At 41.3% G+C, this 21,656-nt stretch carries 19 protein-coding genes and 1 riboswitch; of the genes, 8 read left to right on the top strand and 11 right to left on the bottom strand.

What is annotated here, in order from left to right:
- Positions 1-8 precede the first annotated feature (8 nt).
- From IM797_RS12040 to IM797_RS12025, 4 genes are read left to right on the top strand one after another with little or no spacing between them, the layout of a single operon-like run.
- Positions 9-695 carry a hypothetical protein gene (locus IM797_RS12040; RefSeq protein WP_194127380.1) on the top strand — a complete coding sequence of 229 codons (687 nt, stop codon included), beginning with the start codon at positions 9-11 and terminating at the stop codon, positions 693-695.
- Entirely contained in the window at positions 692-2,881 is a 2,190-nt protein-coding gene (locus tag IM797_RS12035) for a 7TM diverse intracellular signaling domain-containing protein (RefSeq protein ID WP_194127379.1), read from the top strand. Before IM797_RS12040 ends, IM797_RS12035 begins: the two co-directional genes overlap by 4 nt.
- A gap of 14 nt (positions 2,882-2,895) precedes the next feature.
- Positions 2,896-3,975 carry a hybrid sensor histidine kinase/response regulator gene (locus tag IM797_RS12030; protein WP_194127378.1) on the top strand — a complete coding sequence of 360 codons (1,080 nt, stop codon included), beginning with the start codon at positions 2,896-2,898 and terminating at the stop codon, positions 3,973-3,975.
- The gene (locus IM797_RS12025; protein ID WP_194127377.1) at positions 3,965-4,372 is read left to right on the top strand and encodes a response regulator; all 408 of its coding nucleotides are present in this window, start codon (positions 3,965-3,967) and stop codon (positions 4,370-4,372) included. The genes IM797_RS12030 and IM797_RS12025 overlap by 11 nt, the downstream gene beginning before the upstream one ends.
- Positions 4,373-4,438: 66 nt before the next feature.
- On the opposite strand, the gene IM797_RS12020 is transcribed toward IM797_RS12025, so the two are convergent.
- The 6 genes from IM797_RS12020 to IM797_RS11995 all read right to left on the bottom strand — a co-directional run bounded on the left by IM797_RS12020 (position 4,439) and on the right by IM797_RS11995 (position 13,578).
- Positions 4,439-5,665, bottom strand: coding sequence for a TlpA disulfide reductase family protein (locus tag IM797_RS12020; RefSeq protein ID WP_194127376.1), 1,227 nt, complete (start codon positions 5,663-5,665; stop codon positions 4,439-4,441).
- A gap of 36 nt (positions 5,666-5,701) precedes the next feature.
- Positions 5,702-7,048 (bottom strand): RagB/SusD family nutrient uptake outer membrane protein, encoded by a 1,347-nt coding sequence (locus IM797_RS12015; RefSeq protein WP_194127375.1) that lies wholly within the window; start codon positions 7,046-7,048, stop codon positions 5,702-5,704.
- Between the two features lie 23 nt (positions 7,049-7,071).
- Positions 7,072-10,665 carry a SusC/RagA family TonB-linked outer membrane protein gene (locus tag IM797_RS12010; RefSeq protein ID WP_194127374.1) on the bottom strand — a complete coding sequence of 1,198 codons (3,594 nt, stop codon included), beginning with the start codon at positions 10,663-10,665 and terminating at the stop codon, positions 7,072-7,074.
- Positions 10,666-10,905: 240 nt separating this feature from the next.
- Positions 10,906-12,063: a FecR family protein gene (locus IM797_RS12005; RefSeq protein ID WP_194127373.1), complete on the bottom strand. Its 1,158-nt coding sequence runs from the start codon at positions 12,061-12,063 to the stop codon at positions 10,906-10,908.
- Between the two features lie 63 nt (positions 12,064-12,126).
- Positions 12,127-12,717, bottom strand: a complete 591-nt coding sequence (locus tag IM797_RS12000; RefSeq protein WP_194127372.1) for an RNA polymerase sigma factor — start codon at positions 12,715-12,717, stop codon at positions 12,127-12,129.
- Positions 12,718-12,786: 69 nt separating this feature from the next.
- Positions 12,787-13,578, bottom strand: coding sequence for a PAS domain S-box protein (locus tag IM797_RS11995; RefSeq protein ID WP_194127371.1), 792 nt, complete (start codon positions 13,576-13,578; stop codon positions 12,787-12,789).
- 86 nt (positions 13,579-13,664) lie between these two features.
- Positions 13,665-13,731: riboswitch (Fluoride riboswitch) on the top strand.
- A gap of 47 nt (positions 13,732-13,778) precedes the next feature.
- Here IM797_RS11995 and IM797_RS11990 point away from each other — a divergent pair.
- Complete coding sequence (locus IM797_RS11990) at positions 13,779-15,065, top strand: voltage-gated chloride channel family protein (protein WP_194127370.1); 1,287 nt, start codon at positions 13,779-13,781, stop codon at positions 15,063-15,065.
- 3 nt (positions 15,066-15,068) lie between these two features.
- Here the strand turns inward: IM797_RS11990 and IM797_RS11985 are convergent, their stop codons facing one another.
- The gene (locus IM797_RS11985; RefSeq protein WP_194127369.1) at positions 15,069-16,499 is read right to left on the bottom strand and encodes an amino acid permease; all 1,431 of its coding nucleotides are present in this window, start codon (positions 16,497-16,499) and stop codon (positions 15,069-15,071) included.
- A 69-nt stretch (positions 16,500-16,568) separates the two neighbouring features.
- The gene (locus IM797_RS11980) at positions 16,569-18,158 is read right to left on the bottom strand and encodes an ABC-F family ATP-binding cassette domain-containing protein (RefSeq protein ID WP_194127368.1); all 1,590 of its coding nucleotides are present in this window, start codon (positions 18,156-18,158) and stop codon (positions 16,569-16,571) included.
- Positions 18,159-18,362: 204 nt separating this feature from the next.
- Between IM797_RS11980 and IM797_RS11975 the strand changes: the two genes are divergently transcribed.
- The 3 genes from IM797_RS11975 (at position 18,363) to IM797_RS11965 (ending at position 19,338) form a co-directional block, all read left to right on the top strand.
- Positions 18,363-18,605: a hypothetical protein gene (locus tag IM797_RS11975; protein WP_228098823.1), complete on the top strand. Its 243-nt coding sequence runs from the start codon at positions 18,363-18,365 to the stop codon at positions 18,603-18,605.
- A complete protein-coding gene (locus IM797_RS11970; RefSeq protein ID WP_194127367.1) occupies positions 18,602-18,766 on the top strand; it encodes a hypothetical protein in 165 nt (54 codons plus the stop codon). Before IM797_RS11975 ends, IM797_RS11970 begins: the two co-directional genes overlap by 4 nt.
- A gap of 71 nt (positions 18,767-18,837) precedes the next feature.
- Entirely contained in the window at positions 18,838-19,338 is a 501-nt protein-coding gene (locus tag IM797_RS11965) for a DinB family protein (protein WP_194127366.1), read from the top strand.
- 13 nt (positions 19,339-19,351) lie between these two features.
- Here IM797_RS11965 and bioB read toward each other — a convergent pair whose 3' ends face one another.
- From bioB to IM797_RS11950, 3 genes are read right to left on the bottom strand one after another with little or no spacing between them, the layout of a single operon-like run.
- Positions 19,352-20,341 carry a biotin synthase BioB gene (bioB, locus tag IM797_RS11960; RefSeq protein WP_194127365.1) on the bottom strand — a complete coding sequence of 330 codons (990 nt, stop codon included), beginning with the start codon at positions 20,339-20,341 and terminating at the stop codon, positions 19,352-19,354.
- Between the two features lie 23 nt (positions 20,342-20,364).
- Positions 20,365-20,979, bottom strand: a complete 615-nt coding sequence (gene bioD, locus IM797_RS11955) for a dethiobiotin synthase (protein ID WP_194127364.1) — start codon at positions 20,977-20,979, stop codon at positions 20,365-20,367.
- A complete protein-coding gene (locus IM797_RS11950; RefSeq protein WP_194127363.1) occupies positions 20,972-21,598 on the bottom strand; it encodes a hypothetical protein in 627 nt (208 codons plus the stop codon). Before IM797_RS11950 ends, bioD begins: the two co-directional genes overlap by 8 nt.
- Positions 21,599-21,656: the final 58 nt, after the last annotated feature.

Genomic DNA, 21,656 nt, shown 5'->3' with positions numbered 1-21,656 from the left:
GAAGGTAGATGTTAAAATTAAGGTTATTCAGGGCTATTGATGATTTAGGCTCTTGTGAGAAATTTGCTGAAGGGCATGCCAAAGTACTGCTTGATTATGGGGTAACAAAAGTAACTTCTTCAAGTACAGACTGGTTTTACAACCCGGCAGTTTATGTAATTATTGCAGAAATTGAAGAGACTGGCGAAACAGTTGGTGGCATCAGGATACACATTGCTGATGGAAAAACCAGACTTCCTATGGAAGATGCTGTAGCGCTCGTAGATAAAAATGTGTACAAATTGATTGATGGTTACCGTGAAGGTGGAACAGCTGAACTTTGTGGCTTATGGAACTCTAAAACTACGGCAGGCTGGGGAATCGGCAGCTATATATTAATGAGGGCTGGGATCAGTATTATACCGGAGCTCAAATTGTCTACTTTATTTGCACTTTGCGCGCCTCATACGCTCCGTATCAGTGTTGAAAAAGGATTTGAGATTGAAAAATCAATAGGTAATGAGGGCACATTCATTTATCCTAAAATTGATTTGATTGCAACCAGTATCATCGTTAAAGATGTAGTGGGTTTACCATTGGCACTCCCTAATGAGCAGGAGATTATTTTTAAATTAAGGGAAGATCCGTTATTGACAAGGGTAGAATCTAATGCAAAAAACACCTTTGAAATAAATTACAACCTGAAGTTATCATGATGCGACTTAAAAATTTGATCTCTTCCGGTGGTGGTAATCTGCTATGGAGATTTGTATTTATTCTGATTTTGAGTTTAGTCAGCAAATTGGGGTATTCCAATACGCCGGTACTGACCATTGAAAAAAAATATGATCCTAAATTGATTGGCACTTACATCTCTTATCTGGAAGATAAAGAGAACAATTTCAGTTTTGATGAGGTGATCAGGTCAAAAAAATACATGTCTTTTGACAAAGAGATTGTTAATTTCCAGGTATCAAAATCTACATTCTGGCTCAGGTTCACCATTAAAAATAATGGTCCACAAGTCAACAATCTGCTTGAGGTGATCCAGCCGCTGCTGGAGGAAGCATACCTATATTCCCCGATAGATCATCAAGCCAGTAAATATCATGTCATTAAACAGGGGGAGAAATTCCCGTTTTCAGCGCGCATCTACGAACAGAGTGTGAACTTCCTTTTCAAGCTTGATTTAAAGCCTGGGGATACCAAGACTTTTTACATGAAAGTAAGAAGTCACAAACAAATTCTCTTGCCGATCAGAATTATCCACGAGGAAAAGCTTACAGCTGAAGTTTCAAACCAGACCTTATGGTTTGGGATTTACTGCGGCATTATTATCGTGATGTTCCTGTATAATTTATTTGTGTATTATAGTGTTAAGGATCTGAGTTATCTTTACTACGTATTACACACCTTTTTTATTGGATTAACGCAAGCCTCATTAATCGGATTTACGTACAAATATTTGTGGCCTAACTGGCCCTGGTTTGGCAATTACAGTGTTTTCATTTTCACTTGCCTGGTCAGCATTGTGGGCGTTCAGTTCCTCATTGAGTTTATGCACATTAAAAAGATAGCCCCGAAAATCTTAATCTTGCTGAGATTTTTCCAGGTGATCTATCTGGTATTTATCGTAACCAGTTTATTGGGTATTTACTCCTTTACGTTCAATCAGATCCTGCTTACGCAACCTATTGTTGCTATCGCGATTTTAGGCATCTCTGTATACCTGTACAAAAAGGGTTATGCAGAGGCCAAGTACTATTTGATTGGCTGGTCATCCTTAATGATTGGGATTGTAATTTATGTGCTGAAAGATTACGGAATATTACCATACAATACATTTACGGCATATTCAATCCTATTTGGATCGGCAGCTGAAGTAACACTGCTGTCTTTTGCACTTGCTGATAAGATCAACATCTTTAAACAGGAAAAAGAGCGTTCACAGGAAGAAACTTTAAAAGCCTTACATGAAAATGAAAGAATTGTAAGGGAGCAAAATGTGATGCTTGAACAGAAAGTGAAAGAGCGTACCGAGGCTTTGGAAGAAACCAACCAGAACTTAAACGAAGCGATGGACAACCTGAAAGAAGCACAGTCGCAGTTGGTGGATGCAGAAAAAATGGCCGGACTTGGTCAGCTTACCGCAGGGATTGCCCATGAGATCAACAACCCGATCAATTTTGTAACCTCTAACATCAAGCCGCTTGAGCTGGACATCAATGACCTGAACAACCTGATACACATGTACGAAAAGCTGGATCTTACTGCAGAGCTGGGGCCTCAGATCAGTAAAATTGATGCCTATAAAAGACAGATCGATCTACCCTTTGTGAGAGACGAGATTCAATCCCTACTTTCAGGAATCAGTGAGGGTGCCAAGCGAACTGCCGAAATCATCCGAAGCCTTAAAAACTTTAGCAGGCTGGACGAGAATGACACCAAAGCGGTGGATTTGAACGAAGGCCTGGCCTCTACTTTAGTCCTGGTTCGAAACACTTTTCCGGACAACATGAACCTGATCAAAGAATTTGGCAATATTCCAAACGTAGAGTGTATGCCTGGAAAAATCAACCAGGTATTTATGAACCTGATTACCAACGCGATTCATGCAATCAAAACAAAGGAACCAAAAAATGAGATTGGAACATTAGCCATTAAAACGTGGTTTGAAGATAATCAGGTGAAAATTAGCATAAAAGACTCTGGAACGGGGATGTCGGATGAAGTTAAACAAAAAATATTTGAACCGTTTTTTACGACAAAAGACATTGGTGAGGGAACCGGTTTGGGTTTGTCGATTGTTTTCAGAATTATAGAAAATCATCATGGACATATAGATGTTATCTCAAAAATTAATGTTGGAACAGAATTTATTATTACCTTACCGGTAAATTAAAAACCGCCTAAGCCATGAATACACCACTTGTACGCGTTCTTTACATTGATGATGAGGAGAATAACCTGCATGCTTTTAAGGCTAGTTTCAGACGGCAGTATGAAATCTATACAGCAATATCTGCGGCTGATGGTTTAAAAATATTAGAAAATATTTCTATTCATGTTATTCTGGCCGATCAAAAAATGCCAGGCATTACTGGTGTAGAATTTTTTAAGAGTATTACGTATTCCTTTCCTGATCCGGTACGTATCCTGCTTACAGGTTATACCGATATTGAAGCGTTAGCCGATGCGATTAATCATGGGGATATTTACCGTTACATTACGAAACCCTGGAATGATCTGGAGTTACACAATTCGATAAAAAACGCATACGATGCGTATAAAGCAAAAATAGATCTCAGAAATAAAGTTGCAGAACTGGAAAAAACAAACGATGAGCTAAACAGGTTCATTTACAGCATTTCACATGAACTCAGGGCGCCATTGGTGTCTGTCATGGGAATTGTCAACCTGGTAAAAATGGAATCCTTATTCGAATCCAGTGGAGAATACTGGGGCCTTATTGAAACTTGTTCCAATAAGCTGGATTATTACATCCAAAAAACGCTACAGTATTACAAAAACAACAAAACTATTTCTGAACATACACCCATTGAATTCCGTAAACTGGTCAGAGAGCTTATTGATCTGTATTCTTATAGTGATAAAGAGACCAGGTTTAATGTAACGATAGATCAATCAGAACCATTTTTTGGAGATGTTTTCAGGATCGAGGTTATTTTGGGAAATCTGATTTCCAATGCAATTAAATATCAGAAAGAGGGCGCTACAGATAAAAGAGTGGACATCACCATCGCTGTGAATCCAGCGGAAGCAGAAATCTCGATCAGTGACAATGGTATGGGGATACTCAATGAGCATCTCGAAAAAATATTCACCCAGTTTTTCAAAAGTAAAGTTAATCATGGTAGTGGATTAGGGCTATTCATTGTGAAGGAAGCCTTGAATAAAATTAATGGAAAAATTGCTGTGAGTTCAGATCTTGCTGAGGGCACTACTTTTAAAATAACCATCCCAAATGCTAAGTAAAAAGAAGACAGTATTGTTAATCGATGACAATGAAGTTGACTTAAAAATCAATTCTAAAATCATTGAAATTTCTAAATTATTTGAAGAAATAGTGCTTTGCCAATCGGCAGAATCAGGACTTACCTATATCCACCAAAATTTAAATAACGAAAGCCTTCTGCCAGATTTTATTTTACTGGATATTCAGATGCCAGACATGGATGGTTTTGATTTTTTAGAAAGATATAAGAAACTGCCAACCCAGTTTACAGATAAATGTTTGGTTGCGATCCTCTCCTCTACCCTGGATTTTGGGGATATTCAACGGGCACAGGCCAATCCGTTTGTGATCCGGTTGTTGAAAAAACCATTGTTTTTGAAGGAATTGAAGGATCTGCTTGTACAATATTCGGTGTAACATAACAGCTTGTATGATACATTCATCATTCCGAAATTATGACGAATGTATCATACAAGCTGGCAATTATTTTTTAAAAATCTCTGCAAGTTTCTTTTCCAGATTTTGACCTCTGAGGTTGTAAGCGATAATTTTACCTTCAGGACTGATCAGCAAACTTGAAGGAATACCCTGAATGTTATAAATCTTCGCAGCTTCATTTTCAAAACCCTTCAATGCACTGATTTGTGTCCAGGGCATGCCATCCTCTTCAACAGCTTTTAACCAGGCCTCTTTTTTATCATCAAAAGAAACCCCAAGTATTTCCAGTCCCGCAGGCTTATACATATGATACGCCCTCAATACATTTGGATTTTCACCACGGCATGGCCCGCACCAGGAAGCCCAAAAATCGACAAATACATATTTGCCCCTGTAATCATTCAAACCAACAGCTTTGCCATCTGCCGTATGTTGTACAAAGTTTGTAGCTTTTACATTTGCCCGTTTTGCTTCCAGAATTTCAGTATAGCTGAATTTAACAGCTTCGGCCGGACGTAGTTTTTTAATGGCCGGCGTCAGTCCGGCGTAAGCCACTTTAACATCCTGCGCATCTTGATAAAGCCGTTCATCTTCTATCCTCCCTGAACGTCCATCAGCTCCGGTAAACACAGATCTTAATGCTACTCCTGCGTAATATTTTGAAGGGTATTTTTTAGCGAAATCAATGCATTGTCCAGTGTATTCCTTTTCCGCATCAAACAGTGCATATAATGTTTGCATGTAGCGCGACTGGTCAATGATCTCCCCTTTTTGCTTTGCCTTAGAAAGGTTTGTCCATTCCTCATTTAAAGCCTGCATTTTATCTTTTGATTTTTTTATAAAACTGGCAAAAAAGCGTCTTTCCAACTCGATTTTTGAAGGTGAAATTACGGATTTGGAGATGGAATCTGCAGCAGTAATTACCTGATTTCCATGCTCTACATAAATACTGAGTTTATCCATATGGTCCAGGGTTTCATCCATTTTAAAGGATCTGTTCATGAGTGTAGACAAATTGGCGCCATCATGACTCAAAACCATTTCTACCGTTAATGGTTCTTTAACCTGGATTCCTTTCAACCTGAAAGTACCATTTTTTAAGGCTACAGAATCTCTCACCATTTTTTGCTTGTCGTACAAATAATAGCTGTAATATATTTTAGCGGGTGCGTTTAGCTTCCCAATTTTTCCGGAAATGGTAAATGCAGACTGTGCCATTCCCAATGCAGGTAAAAAACAGGCCAGGGCGAGGCCTGTCCATCTTATTTTCATGGTTTTCATATATAAATTGTATAAGTGTAATTGATCTTATCTTTGGTTTAAAGGCATATTTGGATTAAAGCTTTGAACCATCAATGGGATCTGGAAAGTGTAAGCTTTACTTTTCGGTTCAAGTGTGGTCAATACGGTAATTCCATCCTTCGCTATACGCTTTACAGCGGGCATTCTGCCCTCCTGATCTAAACGTTTCATATCAATCCAGCGTAGGCCTTTAAAAGCAAGCTCACGCCTTCTTTCTGCCAACACCAATTGAATAGTCGATTCTGTATTTGTGGCCGTCAATGCAGTATAAGCTGTGCTTTCAATTCTGTTTTTACGTATCGTGTTGTTTACAATATCCAATGCCTCGCCTATTTTACCAGCGCGCGCCAGACACTCGGCCTTGTTGAGATAAATTTCTGCATAGGTAATGCCACGGTTGGGGTTGTATGACTGCAAACCATAGTTATAAGTGCCATCTGCTTTTTTTATCGATAAGAACTTAATCCGCAAATCGGTATTGAGGTCATATTTCGCTAAGAGTTCATCGGCATATCTAAAAGATGAGTTGTTGGCATACCTAACCCACAGTTCTTCGGGACTGCTGTTTGTAGCTGGCAATTGTGCCCCTGAATAATCATTGTAGTCGATTATTAGGGCCTTACCGGAATTTAAAACCAGGTCTGTATATTTATCCGCATTGTTGTAATCGCCCATGCACATGTAAATTCGCGCCAGCATCCCATAAGCCGCATTTTTTGTAACGCGGGTATTGTTGATGTTGTTTTCCGGTAAATCCTGTACCGCACCAACCAAATCCTGAATGAGCTGATCATAACAAGACTTTAAAGATCCCCTTGCAGGTACCGAGTTGCTCACATCGGTACTGGTGATATAGGGCACACCGTAATCTACATTCGCATTAGCCGGGTTATAAGCAGGTGCGAAAAACGACAATAGATGGAGGTAATTAAATGTTTTGGCAACCATAGCTTCAGCATACAATTGCTTTTTTTGCTTTTCAGTGCCATCCGTTGCTGACAATACACCTTCAGTAACAACGTTCAGGTTTGCAATCTGGCTATACAGATCAGCCCAGAGATCAGGTCTGATGCTGCTGTTATTGATGTACGCTGTCCAGAAATAGATATTTCCTTTAGGCGAAGTCTGGCTTTGCAAACTGAAAGTAGCATCATTGATGTCATCTGTGGGAAATACAATTGGGGTATTTAATCCAAAAGGATTGAGTACGGTTTCTGAATTTAAAACCGCCTGATAATCTTGAATGGTTTCTGCAATGATGACACCTTTAGGCTTTACATCTAAAAACTTTTTGCAGGACACAGTTAATATGGCCGGAATGGCCAGGGTATATATTAATTTGGTTATTTTCATTGCTTTCGGTTTTTGACTCGGTACTAGAAATTTGTGGAAAGGGAGAAAGTATAGGATGGCACTACGGGTAAGCCTCTTTTACCAGAAATATAATTCAGGGTTTCGGGATCTACATCATTGCCACTAAACACATATTTAGCCGGGTTCTGAACCTGGAAGATCAGTTTTGTTTGGCTTAAACCCAGCTTTTGAGCAAATTGATTATTCAGATTATAGGTCAGCGTCACATTTCTCAATGCGATGTAATCCATTTTACGAACAAATTGCTGCGCATATTGATAACCTGCCCGGGTGTTGATGTATTCTGGTGTACCATAAGATCCACCAAAACCTGGTATGTTTGTTGTTTTTTCATCGCCAGCCTGTTTCCAGATGTTTTGAATTCCATTTTCAGGACGCGGATCAAAGATGGAAGGAGGCTGAAGCAGTGCAACATGTCCGCCGTAATACATCAGTAATGCTGATAAGCTGAAACTTCCCAGACTAAACTGGTTGTTGAACCCCAACACATATTTAGGATCATTTACACCCGCAAATTTCATCGCACTTAGCGGAACGTCAACCTGTGGTGAAAAGCTCAGCACAACCAGGTTACCCTGCTCATCTCTAACCAGGGGTTGTCCGAGTTCGTTGAGGCCAGCATAATCCAGTGTAAGCACCGAATTCATGGGATGACCTGCTATATTTTCTGCACCTCCGGCTCTGGTGAAATTGTAAAAGCCTCTGTAGGTATTCTTAACCTGCAGTACTTTACTGGAATTGAAAGCCCCCGTGAGCTGGCTCCGCCATGAAAAGTTTCCGGATTTGAGGTTTAGCGAAGACAGGCTCAAATCTATACCCCGGTTTTCAATAGATGCATTATTGGTGAGTAGATTGCTTACCCCCAAGGTTGGGTCGGATTCGATTGCTGAAAAAATATCAGATCCCCGTTTGATGTAAAAATCTGCGGAAGCACTTAACCTGTTCTGCAGCAAGCCGACATCTATTCCAGCATTGAAGTTGAACGTTTTTTCCCAACGCAATTGATTGTTACGTGGTGCTAAAATCGTATATCCAACAACAGGATTCGGTACATAACTATTAATTGAGCTATGCAACAGGTTAAATGGTCCGCTGCCTTTTTTGATATTTCCATTGTATCCGGCGGCAACACGCAATTTCAGCTCGTCAACCCAGCTCAGGTTTTTCATGAAGTTTTCATTGCGCAGGTTCCAGGCAAAACCGGCAGACCATAATGGCGTATAGCGAAACTTCTCATCCGTACCAAAAAGATTGGACTGGTCTATTCTCAAACTACCCGTAACGGTATACCTGTCGTTATAGGTGTAAGCCCCATTTGCATAGTAGGACAAAAATCTGTCATCGGTATAAATCTCATTAAAAAACTGATTGTACTGCGTTTGATCGAATACAAAACCCGAAAGTCCTGAAACCAGTAAATCGGTATATTCCGGGTAATAATTGTAATTGCCCAATAAGGTTAAGTCAGTTGGTTTAATGGTCAGGGTATTTCCATTGTAACCGAAAACAGTATTTAACCGACTAGAACTGATATTTCTACGCTGCTCAACACCACCAAGAAATGACAAATCATGCTTTCCTGAAAGTAATTTATGATAAGTTAACTGCGCCCTTAAGGTATAAGCAGTGATGTCGCTCTCAGTCGTTTTATTCACACCGCCCTGAGGGATTCCAAAAATCGGGTTGCCGGTTGAAGGATCGGGCCTGGCAAAGTAGTTCAGCATGACGCGGGTTTCATAAGCATTTTCAGAAGCAAAATTTGTCAGCTTCATCAATTGTTTTTCAAACACTCCACCCATTTCCAGGTTTAGCCCGCTAAGCAGGTTAACTTTTAAATTGGCCTGTGCGCGATAAAGATTGCTATTGGTTTTGGTACCCGACTCAAATAATTCCTGATATGGATAATACATGAGGTCGTATAAACCCATGGCCATGTTTTCTTCATTTCTCTGTGCGCCAATTGTGCCATCTTTATCGCCTAAGCCAAAATAATTTTCATTATAGGGTGCAAAATAACTTGACAGCACATTTCCAGCGGGATCAAGAAAGTGTTGATAAGGCTTAAATGAGGTATAATCAGGTACGGGAACGCTTTTGCTGTTGCTATTCGAATACGTTGTTTGCAGATCTAAACCAATGGTTTTAGAGAAGTCGAAAGTGCCCCTGTAATTGACATTCGTTTTATTATAACCCGAAAATTTAGCGGAGCCCCGATTGTCCTGGTGATTTACACCAAATAAATAAGTCGAATTTGGTCCACCACCGTTGACGTTCAAATCATAAGTTTGATACAACTGGTTTTGCAAAAACAGACGTTTATAATCGTCTGTATTGTCATAAGCTGCAATGTCGTTGTACATTTGATCCGCCTGCGCTTGCGTAATTTTCCCATTGTATAAATCATCTGTAATGCTGAAAACAGGGGTATACGTCCCATTTACCTGATCGATATAGTCTTTGGAATAGAAATTATTTTCGATATCGTTCAAGCTTTGTGCAGCTTCAAAGTCGACATAATTGCGGCCTTTGGCTAGGTTTAATTTACTGTAGTCAGGTTTTGGCCGGAAGGTTAAAGCCGTTGTAAATTGAATTTTAGGTTTACCATTTGTGCCTTTTCGGGTATTGATGACCACTACTCCATTTGATGCCCGCACGCCATAAATTGCAGCAGAGGCTGCATCTTTCAAAATGGTTACAGAAGTGATATCATAAGGATTGATCGACTCGATGTCAACCTCCGTTGGATAGCCATTTAAAACAATCAGTGGTTTTTTAATGGCCTGAAAAGTAGAAACACCTCTGATGACAAAAGGACTGGTATTGGCTGGATCTGCCCATGAGTTCCGGGACTGGTTGATGTTCAGCATCAAACCTGATAACCTACCCTCCAGGTTATCTACAATATTTCCACTGGCGGGAACACTTTGCTGATATGTTTCTCTGTTTACAGAACTATAAGCACCTGTGAGCTGCGATTTTTTTAACGTTTGATAACCTGTGGAAATCACGGCAACTTCGCCCAGACTGGTTGCGTTTTCCTGAAGCACAATGGTTCCCATTTGCTGGATCAGTTTAATACTCAGTTCCCGCGTGTTGTAGCCAACGTAAGAGATGATCACTATGGCATCAGGATCCACCTGATTTAAGGTGAACATACCATTTGAATCGGTATTGCTAACCTTATTGCCGTTTTTTAAACGAATTGAAGCACCCGGGAGCACGTTACCTTCTTTATCTGTGATTTTACCGCGGATGTCTATCGCATTGAGGTAATTGGTCAGCCGGTCAAACATCGTCTGATCTGCTTTGACCACAATAGCGATGGTTTGATCTTTAATGATAAATTCAAAGGCATTGCCAGGCAAGCATTGATTCAATACATCGCGTAGTTCGGCATGGTTAAAATCCACATTGATTTTTGTAGCGGTATTGAGCATATCTGTACGCCACAACACATTGTAACCCGTTTGTTTACGGATTTCCTTAAAAACTTCCTTTAAAGATGTGTTGTTCTTTTTAAGTGTCAGTCTTTGGGCTAAAGATGCAGCACTAACATGAAGCATGGTCGTGATCAGCACCAGTGTGGTTAACTTCATTATTATCAGCGTTTTCTTAAGGCAGGACATACCCCTGCATTTAAAATTTGTAGAAATTTTATACATTTGATTTGTTTAGGTGAAATCGGTAATTAATTTGTTTGCACAGTTAATAACGTACCTGGACAACATTGCCGGGATTGTTTGCAGCTTTCCCGGTTCTCTTTTCCAGATCTCGATTTTTGCTTAAGAAGCGGGTTTTCTAATTGGTTTCATGATTGATTTAGGTTTAATTGATTTTTATTTTTCACGAATGATAATGCTGCGCTGCTCCAGTGAAAACCTGATTCCTCCGGTTACGCTAAGTTTCTCCAAAACCTTCAGCAGACTAAGGTTTCTGGATATACTGCCACTAAAACGTGTATTTTTTAACGATGGATCAGCAAATGTGATGTCTACATCATACCAACGCGATATTTTGTGCATCACTTCAACCAGCGGATCTTCATCAAAAATAAATAGTCCTTGTTTCCATCCAATGGCATCTTCAATATCAATCTGTCCGACTTTCAGTTGATCCTTGATTAATACGGATTGCTGTCCCGGTTTTAGGGTTACAGACTTGCCGGCAGTTTCGTTTAGAGCCGGAAGGCTCCGTACTTTCACCGCGCCTTCGAGCAAAGTTGTTTTCACACTTGATTCATTGTAGTAGCTGCTGATATTAAAATGCGTACCAAGTACTTCAACTTCCTGCAGCTTGCTTTGCACCACAAATGGATGCCGGGAATCTTTGGCCACCTCAAAATAAGCTTCGCCACTAAGCTCCACACTTCTTTTATTTCCTTCAAAATTAAGCGGGTATTTAAATGTGGAGCCGGCATTTAACCAAACCATTGTACCGTCTGGTAAGCGGAGCTGATATTTCCCTCCTCTGGGTGTTTCTATCGTATTGAAACCTTTTGCCGGGCTATTTTCCTGGGGCTGGCAAGCTTTACATATTTTGTAGATCAGTTCTCCGGCAGCAGTTTTGCGAATTTGAATACCATTTTCCGCTGCTACCAGTCCTGTACCCCGGTCATTTAAAACCATACGTTTTCCATTCGCCAGTGTCAGATAGGCCTGCTGCCGACCAGGTTTAACCTGCTTGGCAAAAGCAATCAGCTTAGCTGACATTTGTGGCACCGGCTTTAAGAGATAAAAGGCAAGGCCGATTAACACGGCGATTGAGGCCGCTACAGCGAGAGACCGGAATAGTTTATAATTACCAAATCGCCGGCCTGCAGCACGATCGATATGTAACTTCATTTTAGCCGAAATGCGTTTTCTTTCCAAAGCATCGGCTGCAACCAGGTTTGGTTCCAAAGATTCAAACCACAGCTCCACCAGCATGGCTTCATCTGGCCTGCAGTTTCCTTCTGCGTATTTTTCCAATAACCGTTCTGCTACATTCAGCTTCATACTTAACCTTTATATCTACAAGTTGCAGCCCGGGCCTGTTGGTAGTAGATAAAAATAAAAAAATTATTTTCGGAACAGGGCAATGGTCAACACGGCAATGATGCCTATGGATTCGTCGTCCATTTTACCCCGGAAATGTTTCAGCACATTGCCGATTTGTTTTTTCACTGTTTTATCAGAAATTTCGAGTCGTTCAGCAATTTCTTTATGAGAAAGATGCTCTTTACGACTTAAAATAAATACTTCACGCATTTTTAGGGGAAGCTTTTCAATTTCCCGATCTATAAAAACCTGCAATTCCTTAGCATCCAACTCCTCATTCAGTGAGTCTGAAACTTCGGTTAAGAATGCGGCCAGTGATTTGAGGTATTTCTCGCGCGTATTACTGGTTCTTAAGTAAAATAAGGCTTGCTTGCGCGCAGCAGCATATAACCAGGAAGAAAAATTCCGCAGCTCAATCTCCTTGTGTCTTTTCCAAAATGAGATAAAAACTTCCTGAACAATGTCTTCGGCATCCGATAAATCGGTTACTATTTTGGAAACATACTGCAATAAGCCCAGCCAGTTTCTATTGTAAATTTCAGTAAATGCCATGTAATCACCACCCTTTACCAGGTTGCTGAGCGCTGCATCCGAAATTTGTTTATACGTCATGACCAATTGTTAGTAGACAATAGTAAATAATTATTTTGATTAACAGATGTCCCAATGTCATTTCCATAATCAGAAGTCTGCAATTGGTTTATCTTTTGTTTCCTGGGAGTTGATCTTTTGAAGTACCTCGTCCAGCTCTTCAACTGAGGTATGCAACAGCTGAATCATATCCACATCTATTTGTTCATTGGCGTCAATTAGCCCAATCAATCCTTTTAAGTTACTCACAGGCTTGCGAAGCTCATGTGAATTTTGCCACCTGATTTTTTCCAGTTCCTGCTCATTTCTAACACCCCGGTCAACATCTATTGCAATCACCATATAGGCGTCACGATTTTTGAATTGGATAGAATGGTGAGAGATTAAAGTATAAAAACATGTTCCATTTTTCTTTTGATGTAACCAGATCCCGGTTTCATGCCCCTCATCATGTTCAGACCGTAGATAGCTTTTTAAACGCTCCCTTTCTTTTTCCGGTCTGATGTCCAGTGCCGTCATTCCCAACAGTTCATCTTTGGTATAGCCATATTTCCTGACCATTACATCATTTACAGTAAGGAATTGAAAACTGATTTTATCCATCACATAAATCGCCCCCGGCGAACCCTCAAAGAGTTTAAGGTAATTACTTTCGGCTTTGAGGATATGCCGGCTATGTGCCTTCAACAGAAAGAACAAGGCGGCCCCGGTGATGAAAAGAAATATGCCGTTTTTATAAAAGTAAAGAAAGCGGAGGTCTGTATTCGGCGTATTGCGATCTAATATGCCGATCAGTACAGTTCCCAAGAGTAACCAGACCAAGCCAATGATAAAATAGACCAATGTAATAGACAGGGTTTTGGGTTTGGGAACAACATGCATAACGATAGATTGACTGATGATAAACAATGTAATTAAATTTTTCTATTCTTGTAAAAATTTGTGCTTTTGAATTTTATCATCTACATTAGTACTACGGAAATGGTGTCCTTCCGACTAAACCGCCTTACAGAGGCTGATGGCGCCTACAATATCAAGTCGACAGACAATGAAGTCTGGGGCTATGCACAATTGTAGGTACGATGAAAAATATTAAATTTCCTTTTGAACTTCAAGCCGTTTTCAAATATGCTTTGCGCTGGACGATGCTGATCCTGCCAGTCTCCCTGGCTATCGGATGTATGGTCGCCCTTTTTTTAGGTTTATTGCATTACACCACTCAGTTCCGTTTTCACCATCCCTGGTTGCTCTACTTACTTCCGCTAGCAGGTGTTTTGATTCATTTCATTTACCGCTCCGTTGGCAAATCCTCTGAAAAAGGGAACAACCTGATTATCGCAGAAATCCACGAGCCCGGTGCTGGTGTACCTGCCCGGATGGCTCCGGTCATCCTGTTGACGACATTGATTACCCATCTTTTTGGTGGCTCTGCCGGCCGCGAGGGAACCGCTGTACAAATTGGAGGCAGTATAGCTGGTCTGTTTGGGAAGTGGTTTAAACTGAATGAGCAGGAAACCAAAATGATACTGATCGCCGGCGTTGCTGCAGGATTTGGGGCCGTATTTGGCACACCCTTAACCGGAGCTGTCTTTGCTATAGAGGTATTGACCGTAGGGAAAATCAGGTACGACGCTTTTTTTCCAGCAATACTTGCCAGCGTAGTTGGCGACTTTACCGTTTCTGCCTGGGGGATCCACCACACCGCTTATCACATTCACAGCAGCGATCCAATTGCCCTATTGTTACTGGGCAAGGTCACCGTAGCCGCGGCTATTTTCGGCCTGGCCAGCTTTTCATTTACAATGGCGGTAAACGCCGTTAAGAGCTTTTTCTTAAAAATGGTAAAAATACAATGGTTGATCCCTGTTCTTGGTGGATTGCTCATTATCGCACTAACTTATGCGCTTGGAAAAATTGATTATCTGGGTTTGGGTGTAGATGCACCACATCCGGATATGGTAACCATTCCATCCGCATTTGAACCTGCTGGTTCGGATACCTGGAGTTGGTTCTGGAAAACCATTTATACGGCAATAACTTTAGGCACAGGTTTTAAAGGTGGAGAAGTAACTCCGCTCTTTTACATTGGCGCAACTTTAGGTAACAGCCTATCTGTACTTTTAAATGCACCGGTAAGTCTATTTGCAGCGCTTGGTTTTATTGCTGTATTTGCAGGTGCGACCAATACGCCCCTGGCCTGCACAATAATGGGTGCCGAGCTTTTTGGTAGCCAGTACCTGCTTTTATTTGCCATTGCCTGTTTCATTGCGTATTTGTTCAGTGGCAGTTCAGGCATTTATTCCGCCCAGCGTAAAGCTGCATCCAGGTTTTTCTGGCATGGGTTAAAAGGCAATAAAACCAGGGTGTAACGCTTATCTGTTTTTTCTTTTCTTCACGATCAGGTAACAGATGTACAGCAATAAGATCCATCCGGGAATAAGTTCAACAGGCATCTTTAAGCCAGTTATCCACATCATCACCAAAATGCCGATGAGAAAAACCAGACAGATGTAGTTTGAAACAGGATATAAGAAGGATGGAAATTTTGTTTTAATTTGTTCGATTTGCTTGGATCGTCTGAATTTTAAATGGGTAATGCTGATCATTAACCAGTTGATGATTAAGGAAGACACGACGAGTGACATCAGTATTTTCAATGCTTCATCCGGAATCAACTTATTCACAACGATACAGATTGCCGCAAAAATACCAGAAACCAGAATTGCTGTTACCGGCACATGGTTTTTATTGAGCTTAGACAAAAAAGCGGGGGCATTTCCTTGTTCAGCTAGACCAAACAGCATCCGGCTATTGCTATACACACAGCTATTGTAAACAGACAGCGCCGCTGTCAATACAATGATGTTAAGCACATTGGCAATAATGCTGGTAAAATAAATGGTCTTCCCCATCAATACAAATTGAAATCCCTTTAAACTTTCAAAAACCATTACAAAGGGGCTACTTTCGGTGGTGATGTTTTTCCATGGCGACAAAGCGAAAAGAATAACCAGCGCACCGACATAAAAAATAAGGATCCTGTAAATTACCTGATTGGTTGCTTTTGGAATGGTTTTCTCTGGATTTTCGGCTTCAGCAGCAGTAATGCCGATCAATTCCAAGCCACCAAACGAGAACATGATCATTGCAATCGCTGCGAACAGTCCCTGGTAACTTCCCTGTGCGTCTACTGTAAGTAATCCTTTTGGAAAGAAGCCTCCATCATTCCACAGGTTCTGCACACTGGCCTGCTCGCCTGCCGAGCCACTGATCAACAAATAAACACCAAAAACAATCATAGCAATGATGGCCACAACCTTGACAATAGAAAACCAGAACTCCACCTCTCCATACACTTTAACAGAAGTTAAATTCAAAGCGTTAATGGCCAGGAAAAAGAAAAGACTGGAAGACCACAAGGGAATTTCAGGCCACCAGAAGTGGATGTACATTCCAATGGCTGTCAGCTCAGACATACTGACCAGAATATAAAGTACCCAGTAATTCCAGCCCGAAGCGAAACCCGCAAAGCCACCCCAATATTTATAAGCAAAATGACTAAAACTACCTGAGACAGGTTCCTGCACCACCATTTCGCCCAACTGGCGCATGATAAAGAAGGCGATAATACCTGCCAGTGCATAGCCCAGAATGACCGATGGACCAGCCAATACTGCGGCCGGCCCTATTCCTAAAAATAGTCCTGTTCCTATGGCACCGCCAAGGGCAATCAGTTGTATATGTCTATTCTGTAAGCCTCTTTTGAGTTTTTGGTCTTCGGTTTTATCGTTGATTTGTTCCACCTGATTTGCTGTTGATTCGACGCAAAAATGGGAATTAAATTCTATTATATGGATGCTAATATCAGCATATTATAATTTAATTAGTCTTTCCACGCCTATTTCATCAATAAAACGAGCATCGTGTGTAATCACAATTAAAGTTCCGGTAAAATCTCTAATGGCATCCCTCATCATTTCCAGGCTTTGGATATCCAGATTATTTGTTGGCTCGTCCAGAATGATCAGATCCGGTGCCTGATTGCTGATCATCAGAGAACAAAATATCAATTTCATTTTCTCTCCCCCACTCAACTGTCCGCATTTTTTATTCCACATTTCGGCATCAAATAAAAACTGATGTAATAAGGTTTTGAGTCTATATTCAGGTAAATGTTGCTTATTAAACTCAACAGTCTGCTCAAATACTGTCAAATTGTTGTTTAGCATTTCGTACTCCTGATCTATGTACAAATGCTCAAAACCGGCAGCGGAAAGCTGTCCTTCTGTTGGTTTAATTTTACCCAGGATTATTTTCAGTAAAGTCGTTTTACCGGTACCATTGCTACCTGTTAATGCAATTCTTTCTCCACTTCTGATCTGGAAATTCAAAGCTTCTTTCCATAAATTGGTTTGCTGATATTTAAAGTTCAGCTGCACTGCTGTAACGAGTACTTTTCCTGGGTGCAAATTTCCTGGATCAAAAGTCATCCTCAATATGCTTTGTCCGGAAAGTTGCTGTCTGATTTCCGTCAACTGACCAGCAATGCATTTAATCTTTTCAGCATGTACGTCCTGTAATTTTGAACTGCTTTGTTCCGCCCCGTTTTTCATTAATCCCATCATAATTCTGGGCATTCCTTTTTTTGCCTGTTTTTTTTGTCCGCGGGCGTTTTCCTTTTGTTTCCTTTCCGCAGCCTCCTGGGCCAGCTGTTTAGCCTGACGTAGGTCTTTCTGCTGGTGTGCAGCTTGTGCCATCAGTGCATTCACCTTTTCGCATTTCTGCTCCTGATAAAAGTCGTAGTTGCCCCCGTAAATGACCATTCCGTTACGGTTCAACTCATAAGTTAAATTCAGCAAATTCAATAAGGTACGGTCATGGCTAACCACTAACAGGGTCATTTTTGCAGATTGTATCCATTCATAAAGTTGTAAACGGCCGTCGGCATCCAAATGGTTGGAAGGTTCGTCCAAAAGGACAATTTCAGACTGATGAATCTCGATTCCTGCTAAGAATACCTTTGTTTTTTCGCCGCCACTCAGGGTACTCATTTGCTGAGTCAAATGGAGATGTCCGATATGCCAGGTTTCCAGTACTGCGCGGGCTTTTTCTTCAATAGTCCAGTCATCGTCCAATACAGAAAAATGGATTGCAGAGGCATCACCATTGGTGATGGCTTCCAGTGCCAAAAGTTTAGCTTCAATGCCCAGTGCTTTGGCTACAGTAAAATCGTCATATTGCCCAAAATGCTGGGGGACATAATAAGGCGCTGCGGTGGTTGTAATTTCTCCACCCGCCAGGTTCATTTGTCCGGCAATAAGTTGTAATAAAGTTGATTTTCCGGCACCATTGGGCCCAATCAAACTCAATTTCTGGCCTTTGGCCACAGAAAAATCTAAGTCCTGAAATAAATACTCCCGGTTTGGGTGTATATAAGCAAGTTGTTTAACTACAATACTCATAAAGTACTATTGATAAAAAAGTAATCGATAAGGAAGGTACAGCTGATGTGCTATAGATCCGTGAATTCTAAGTTAATCAAGCCAATGACTTGGTATTATTGGCAATAATTGCAGGATAACTCAGATGCTCACATTTGCAGAATATTTTGTTTGATTGGACAAAGATAAAAACTATTTTTGTTTATACACCACCATAAGGTATTCATGAAAAAAACGCTCGCTTTTATCATCGTATTCATCACCATACTGACTTCCTCAGTTTTTGCCAGTTCAAATCCGCAGGTCAATACCACCATAGTCGGAAATGGAATTGGGATTGGCAGTGCATTAGCGATAGCCATATGTTGGTCCAGAACACATTCAGTCCTTACTACTGCACTTGCTGGCGTATTTGGCTGGATCTACGTAATCTATTATTGCATCATTAGAGAACGTGATGAGGAATGAAACGCCGGGTATATTTGATTAGTGGAACTGGCGACTATATTCTTCCAGCTAAATATACCAGGCCTGATTTTACGATTAAAGGTGCGGGACACTTCATGGTCTATGCCAATGCTACAGAGATCAATAGCTATATTGAATCGAAAATTCTTCATCAAACTTGAGTTAATTCGCATCAATAACGTCAAAATGAGAACTTCATTTACTACCTTAGTTTTAGCAAAACAACCTAGCCATGTATAGAGAGATTGATGATTTTATTAAAGATTGGAAGTACGAAACAGAGTCGACCTTAAAGATTTATGCTTTAATTACCGAAGAAACGCGTTCAGAGAAAATCAATGAAAATGTGCGTTCCCTGGAGCGACTGGCCTGGCACCTTACACAGACCATTTCTGAAATGGGACAAAAAGCCGGTTTATTTGAGCAGGATGACTTAGAGCATCAGTCTATCCCGGTTACCCTAGATGAGCTGGCCGCAATTTATGCCCGTAAAAGTACAGCACTTGGACAGGCTGTGGTTAAAAAATGGACAAACTCTTCATTAAATGAAAAAGTACCAATGTATGGAGATGAATGGGAAAAAGGACAAGTTCTAAGAATTCTGATTTCACATCAAAGTCACCACCGCGGTCAAATGACTGTAATCATGCGTATGCTTGGTCTCCCGGTTCCCGGATTATACGGCCCTTCTAAAGAGGAATGGGTACAAATGGGTATACCCGCCATGGATTAGCAAAAAGCCGTTTCTAAGAAACGGCTTTTTGTTTTGCGCTTAACATAGGTTTCAAACCCAGATTATCGAACATTTTTTTATCTTGTTTTAATCCCGGGTTAGGCGTAACCAGCAAGGTTTCACTTTCACTGGTAAAAATGGAGTTTGCACCAGCCATAAAGCACCAGGCCTGCTCCTCTTCATTCATTTCTGCCCTACCCGCACTTAAACGAACCACGGATGCTGGCATCAAAATCCGGGCTGTAGCAATCATCCTAACCATTTCCCAGGTATCAATTTTCGGAAGATCCGCCAAAGGTGTTCCTTTTACCCTGGCGAGCGCATTTACCGGCACCGATTCAGGATGTTTAGGCATGGTAGCCAAGGTACGTAACATCCCGATCCGGTCTGCATGCGTTTCACCTAAGCCAATGATCCCACCGGAACAAACAGTAATCCCCGCTTTGCGCACGTTTCCAATTGTATTTAAACGATCACTGAAAGTACGGGTACTGATGATTTCTTCGTAATAATTTTCAGAGGAATCCAGGTTATGGTTATAAGCGTCGAGACCTGCCTCCTGCAAACGCCGCGCCTGATCTTCTGTCAGCATACCCAATGTGCAGCATACTTCCAGCCCCAGATCATTTACGCCTGCTACCATTTCCAGGATCCTGTCAAAGTCACGGTTATCACGTACTTCACGCCAGGCCGCGGCCATACAAAAACGGGATGACCCGGCATCTTTAGCTCGCTGAGCAATCGAAACCACCTCCTCTTTAGACATCAATGCTTTCACCTTAATGTCGGTATGGTAACGCGCCGCCTGCCCGCAATAGGAGCAATCTTCAGGACATCCACCTGTTTTTACAGAAAGCAGGGTGCAGACCTGTACCTCCGATGCGGGGTGCCAGTTGCGATGGACCGTAGCCGCCTGGTAAACCAGATCCAACAATGGCTGGTGGTATATTTCATTAATTTCATCTAAAGTCCAATCGTTTCGGACAGCTTTTTCTATACTCATTTGGTTTATATTTTTTTGAATAATCAGGAACTAAATAATGTCGGGCACTGTAATAATGCCCCCCGGTCAAGCTTAGCAAATTCCGGGATCCGGATAATGGGTGTACCCGCAGAAAAATAATTGAGCAAAATGCTGTCAGTATCCGGATCCATATCCCCATTAAAAACAACAGCATGAATTGGGATATTCCGGCTCCAAAGCAAATGCATAGATAAGAGCGTATGGTTAATACAGCCCAGGTAATTACGCACTACCAATACAGCTTCAGCTTCAAACTGTGTAATCAGATCGATCATCAATAAGGAGTCAGACAAAGGTACCATCAGTCCGCCTGCCCCCTCAATCACCAACAGGTTATCCGTTTCAGGCAATACGAAATCCCGCCTGCTGATTGAGACGCCCTCAAAGGCCGCCGCCTTATGCGGTGAAGCCGCCAAATCAAAACGGTGACACTCCGGATAAATGACTGTCTTTGAATTTGAGATCAGTCCAGCCACTGAAATGCTATCGCTTTGCTCCAGATCTCCCGCTTGTACCGGTTTCCAGTAATCTGCCTCCAGTTGTTCTGTAAGTACAGCCGCAACAACAGTTTTGCCAACACCGGTACCTATGCCGGTCACAAATAAAGGTCTACGCATAAACCTCAACTTCCTTAACCGCTAATGCCAGGGCTTCAATCCAGGCATTAAACAAGCTGTTTTCTATGTCCAAAATCACGGCGGCATGTAACTCCCAGTCGGCTGAGAAATGCTTCAACTGGGCAATCATCTCTTCCAAATGCCCTGCTTCTTCCAAAATAATCGATTTAACTGTTACTTTATGGTTGCTTTCAGTTAATGCCTGCTGATACACCGGATACAATTCATCGGCCCGCAGTTCAATTGCATAGGTCACAAATAAATAGGCCGCATAGCGCAGCTCAGTACCAGACAGACCCAATTTATTTTTCAAATACCTGCTGGTATATACATCCAGTTTGTGCAGAAAAAAACGACTTTCCTGGGGAGCCATTAATTCAGACAGGGCATAAGTAGGACAAATTCCTGCCTGAATTTTTTCCAACTGCTTTTTTAAATAATAGGCATGACGATGTTCTTCAGCAGCATGTTTCAAAATCATGGTGGTTACTGTTTCCGGATGCTCGCTAGCCGAAATCTTACGGGCACCGGCATTTTCCATAAAGGAGAGTGTATTTAAAAACCGGGCATGCTGGACATCATTTTTTATAATCGATAAGAATAACTGTTCAAGTGGCATATTCAATTTTTTGTCCAAAATTACTACCTTGCCGGACCATCAAACTGATCCAGTTTTT

The sequence above is a fragment of the Pedobacter sp. MC2016-24 genome, from assembly GCF_015223055.1.
Taxonomy (GTDB): domain Bacteria; phylum Bacteroidota; class Bacteroidia; order Sphingobacteriales; family Sphingobacteriaceae; genus Pedobacter.
Note: the sequence above shows the minus strand (reverse complement) of the source record. Positions and strands in the feature narration are given on the sequence as shown.

Coding starts and splice junctions, on each gene's coding strand:
- IM797_RS12040 (WP_194127380.1), top strand. CDS start 9: ATGTTAAAATTAAGGTTATTCAGGGCTATTGATGATTTAGGCTCTTGT.
- bioB (WP_194127365.1), bottom strand. CDS start 20,341: ATGAGTATAGAAAAAGCTGTCCGAAACGATTGGACTTTAGATGAAATT.
- IM797_RS11965 (WP_194127366.1), top strand. CDS start 18,838: ATGTATAGAGAGATTGATGATTTTATTAAAGATTGGAAGTACGAAACA.
- IM797_RS12030 (WP_194127378.1), top strand. CDS start 2,896: ATGAATACACCACTTGTACGCGTTCTTTACATTGATGATGAGGAGAAT.
- IM797_RS12015 (WP_194127375.1), bottom strand. CDS start 7,048: ATGAAAATAACCAAATTAATATATACCCTGGCCATTCCGGCCATATTA.
- IM797_RS12020 (WP_194127376.1), bottom strand. CDS start 5,665: ATGAAAATAAGATGGACAGGCCTCGCCCTGGCCTGTTTTTTACCTGCA.
- IM797_RS12025 (WP_194127377.1), top strand. CDS start 3,965: ATGCTAAGTAAAAAGAAGACAGTATTGTTAATCGATGACAATGAAGTT.
- IM797_RS12000 (WP_194127372.1), bottom strand. CDS start 12,717: ATGACGTATAAACAAATTTCGGATGCAGCGCTCAGCAACCTGGTAAAG.
- IM797_RS12035 (WP_194127379.1), top strand. CDS start 692: ATGATGCGACTTAAAAATTTGATCTCTTCCGGTGGTGGTAATCTGCTA.
- IM797_RS11995 (WP_194127371.1), bottom strand. CDS start 13,578: ATGCATGTTGTTCCCAAACCCAAAACCCTGTCTATTACATTGGTCTAT.
- IM797_RS12005 (WP_194127373.1), bottom strand. CDS start 12,063: ATGAAGCTGAATGTAGCAGAACGGTTATTGGAAAAATACGCAGAAGGA.
- IM797_RS12010 (WP_194127374.1), bottom strand. CDS start 10,665: ATGAAGTTAACCACACTGGTGCTGATCACGACCATGCTTCATGTTAGT.
- IM797_RS11990 (WP_194127370.1), top strand. CDS start 13,779: ATGAAAAATATTAAATTTCCTTTTGAACTTCAAGCCGTTTTCAAATAT.
- IM797_RS11970 (WP_194127367.1), top strand. CDS start 18,602: ATGAAACGCCGGGTATATTTGATTAGTGGAACTGGCGACTATATTCTT.
- IM797_RS11950 (WP_194127363.1), bottom strand. CDS start 21,598: ATGCCACTTGAACAGTTATTCTTATCGATTATAAAAAATGATGTCCAG.
- bioD (WP_194127364.1), bottom strand. CDS start 20,979: ATGCGTAGACCTTTATTTGTGACCGGCATAGGTACCGGTGTTGGCAAA.
- IM797_RS11975 (WP_228098823.1), top strand. CDS start 18,363: ATGAAAAAAACGCTCGCTTTTATCATCGTATTCATCACCATACTGACT.
- IM797_RS11980 (WP_194127368.1), bottom strand. CDS start 18,158: ATGAGTATTGTAGTTAAACAACTTGCTTATATACACCCAAACCGGGAG.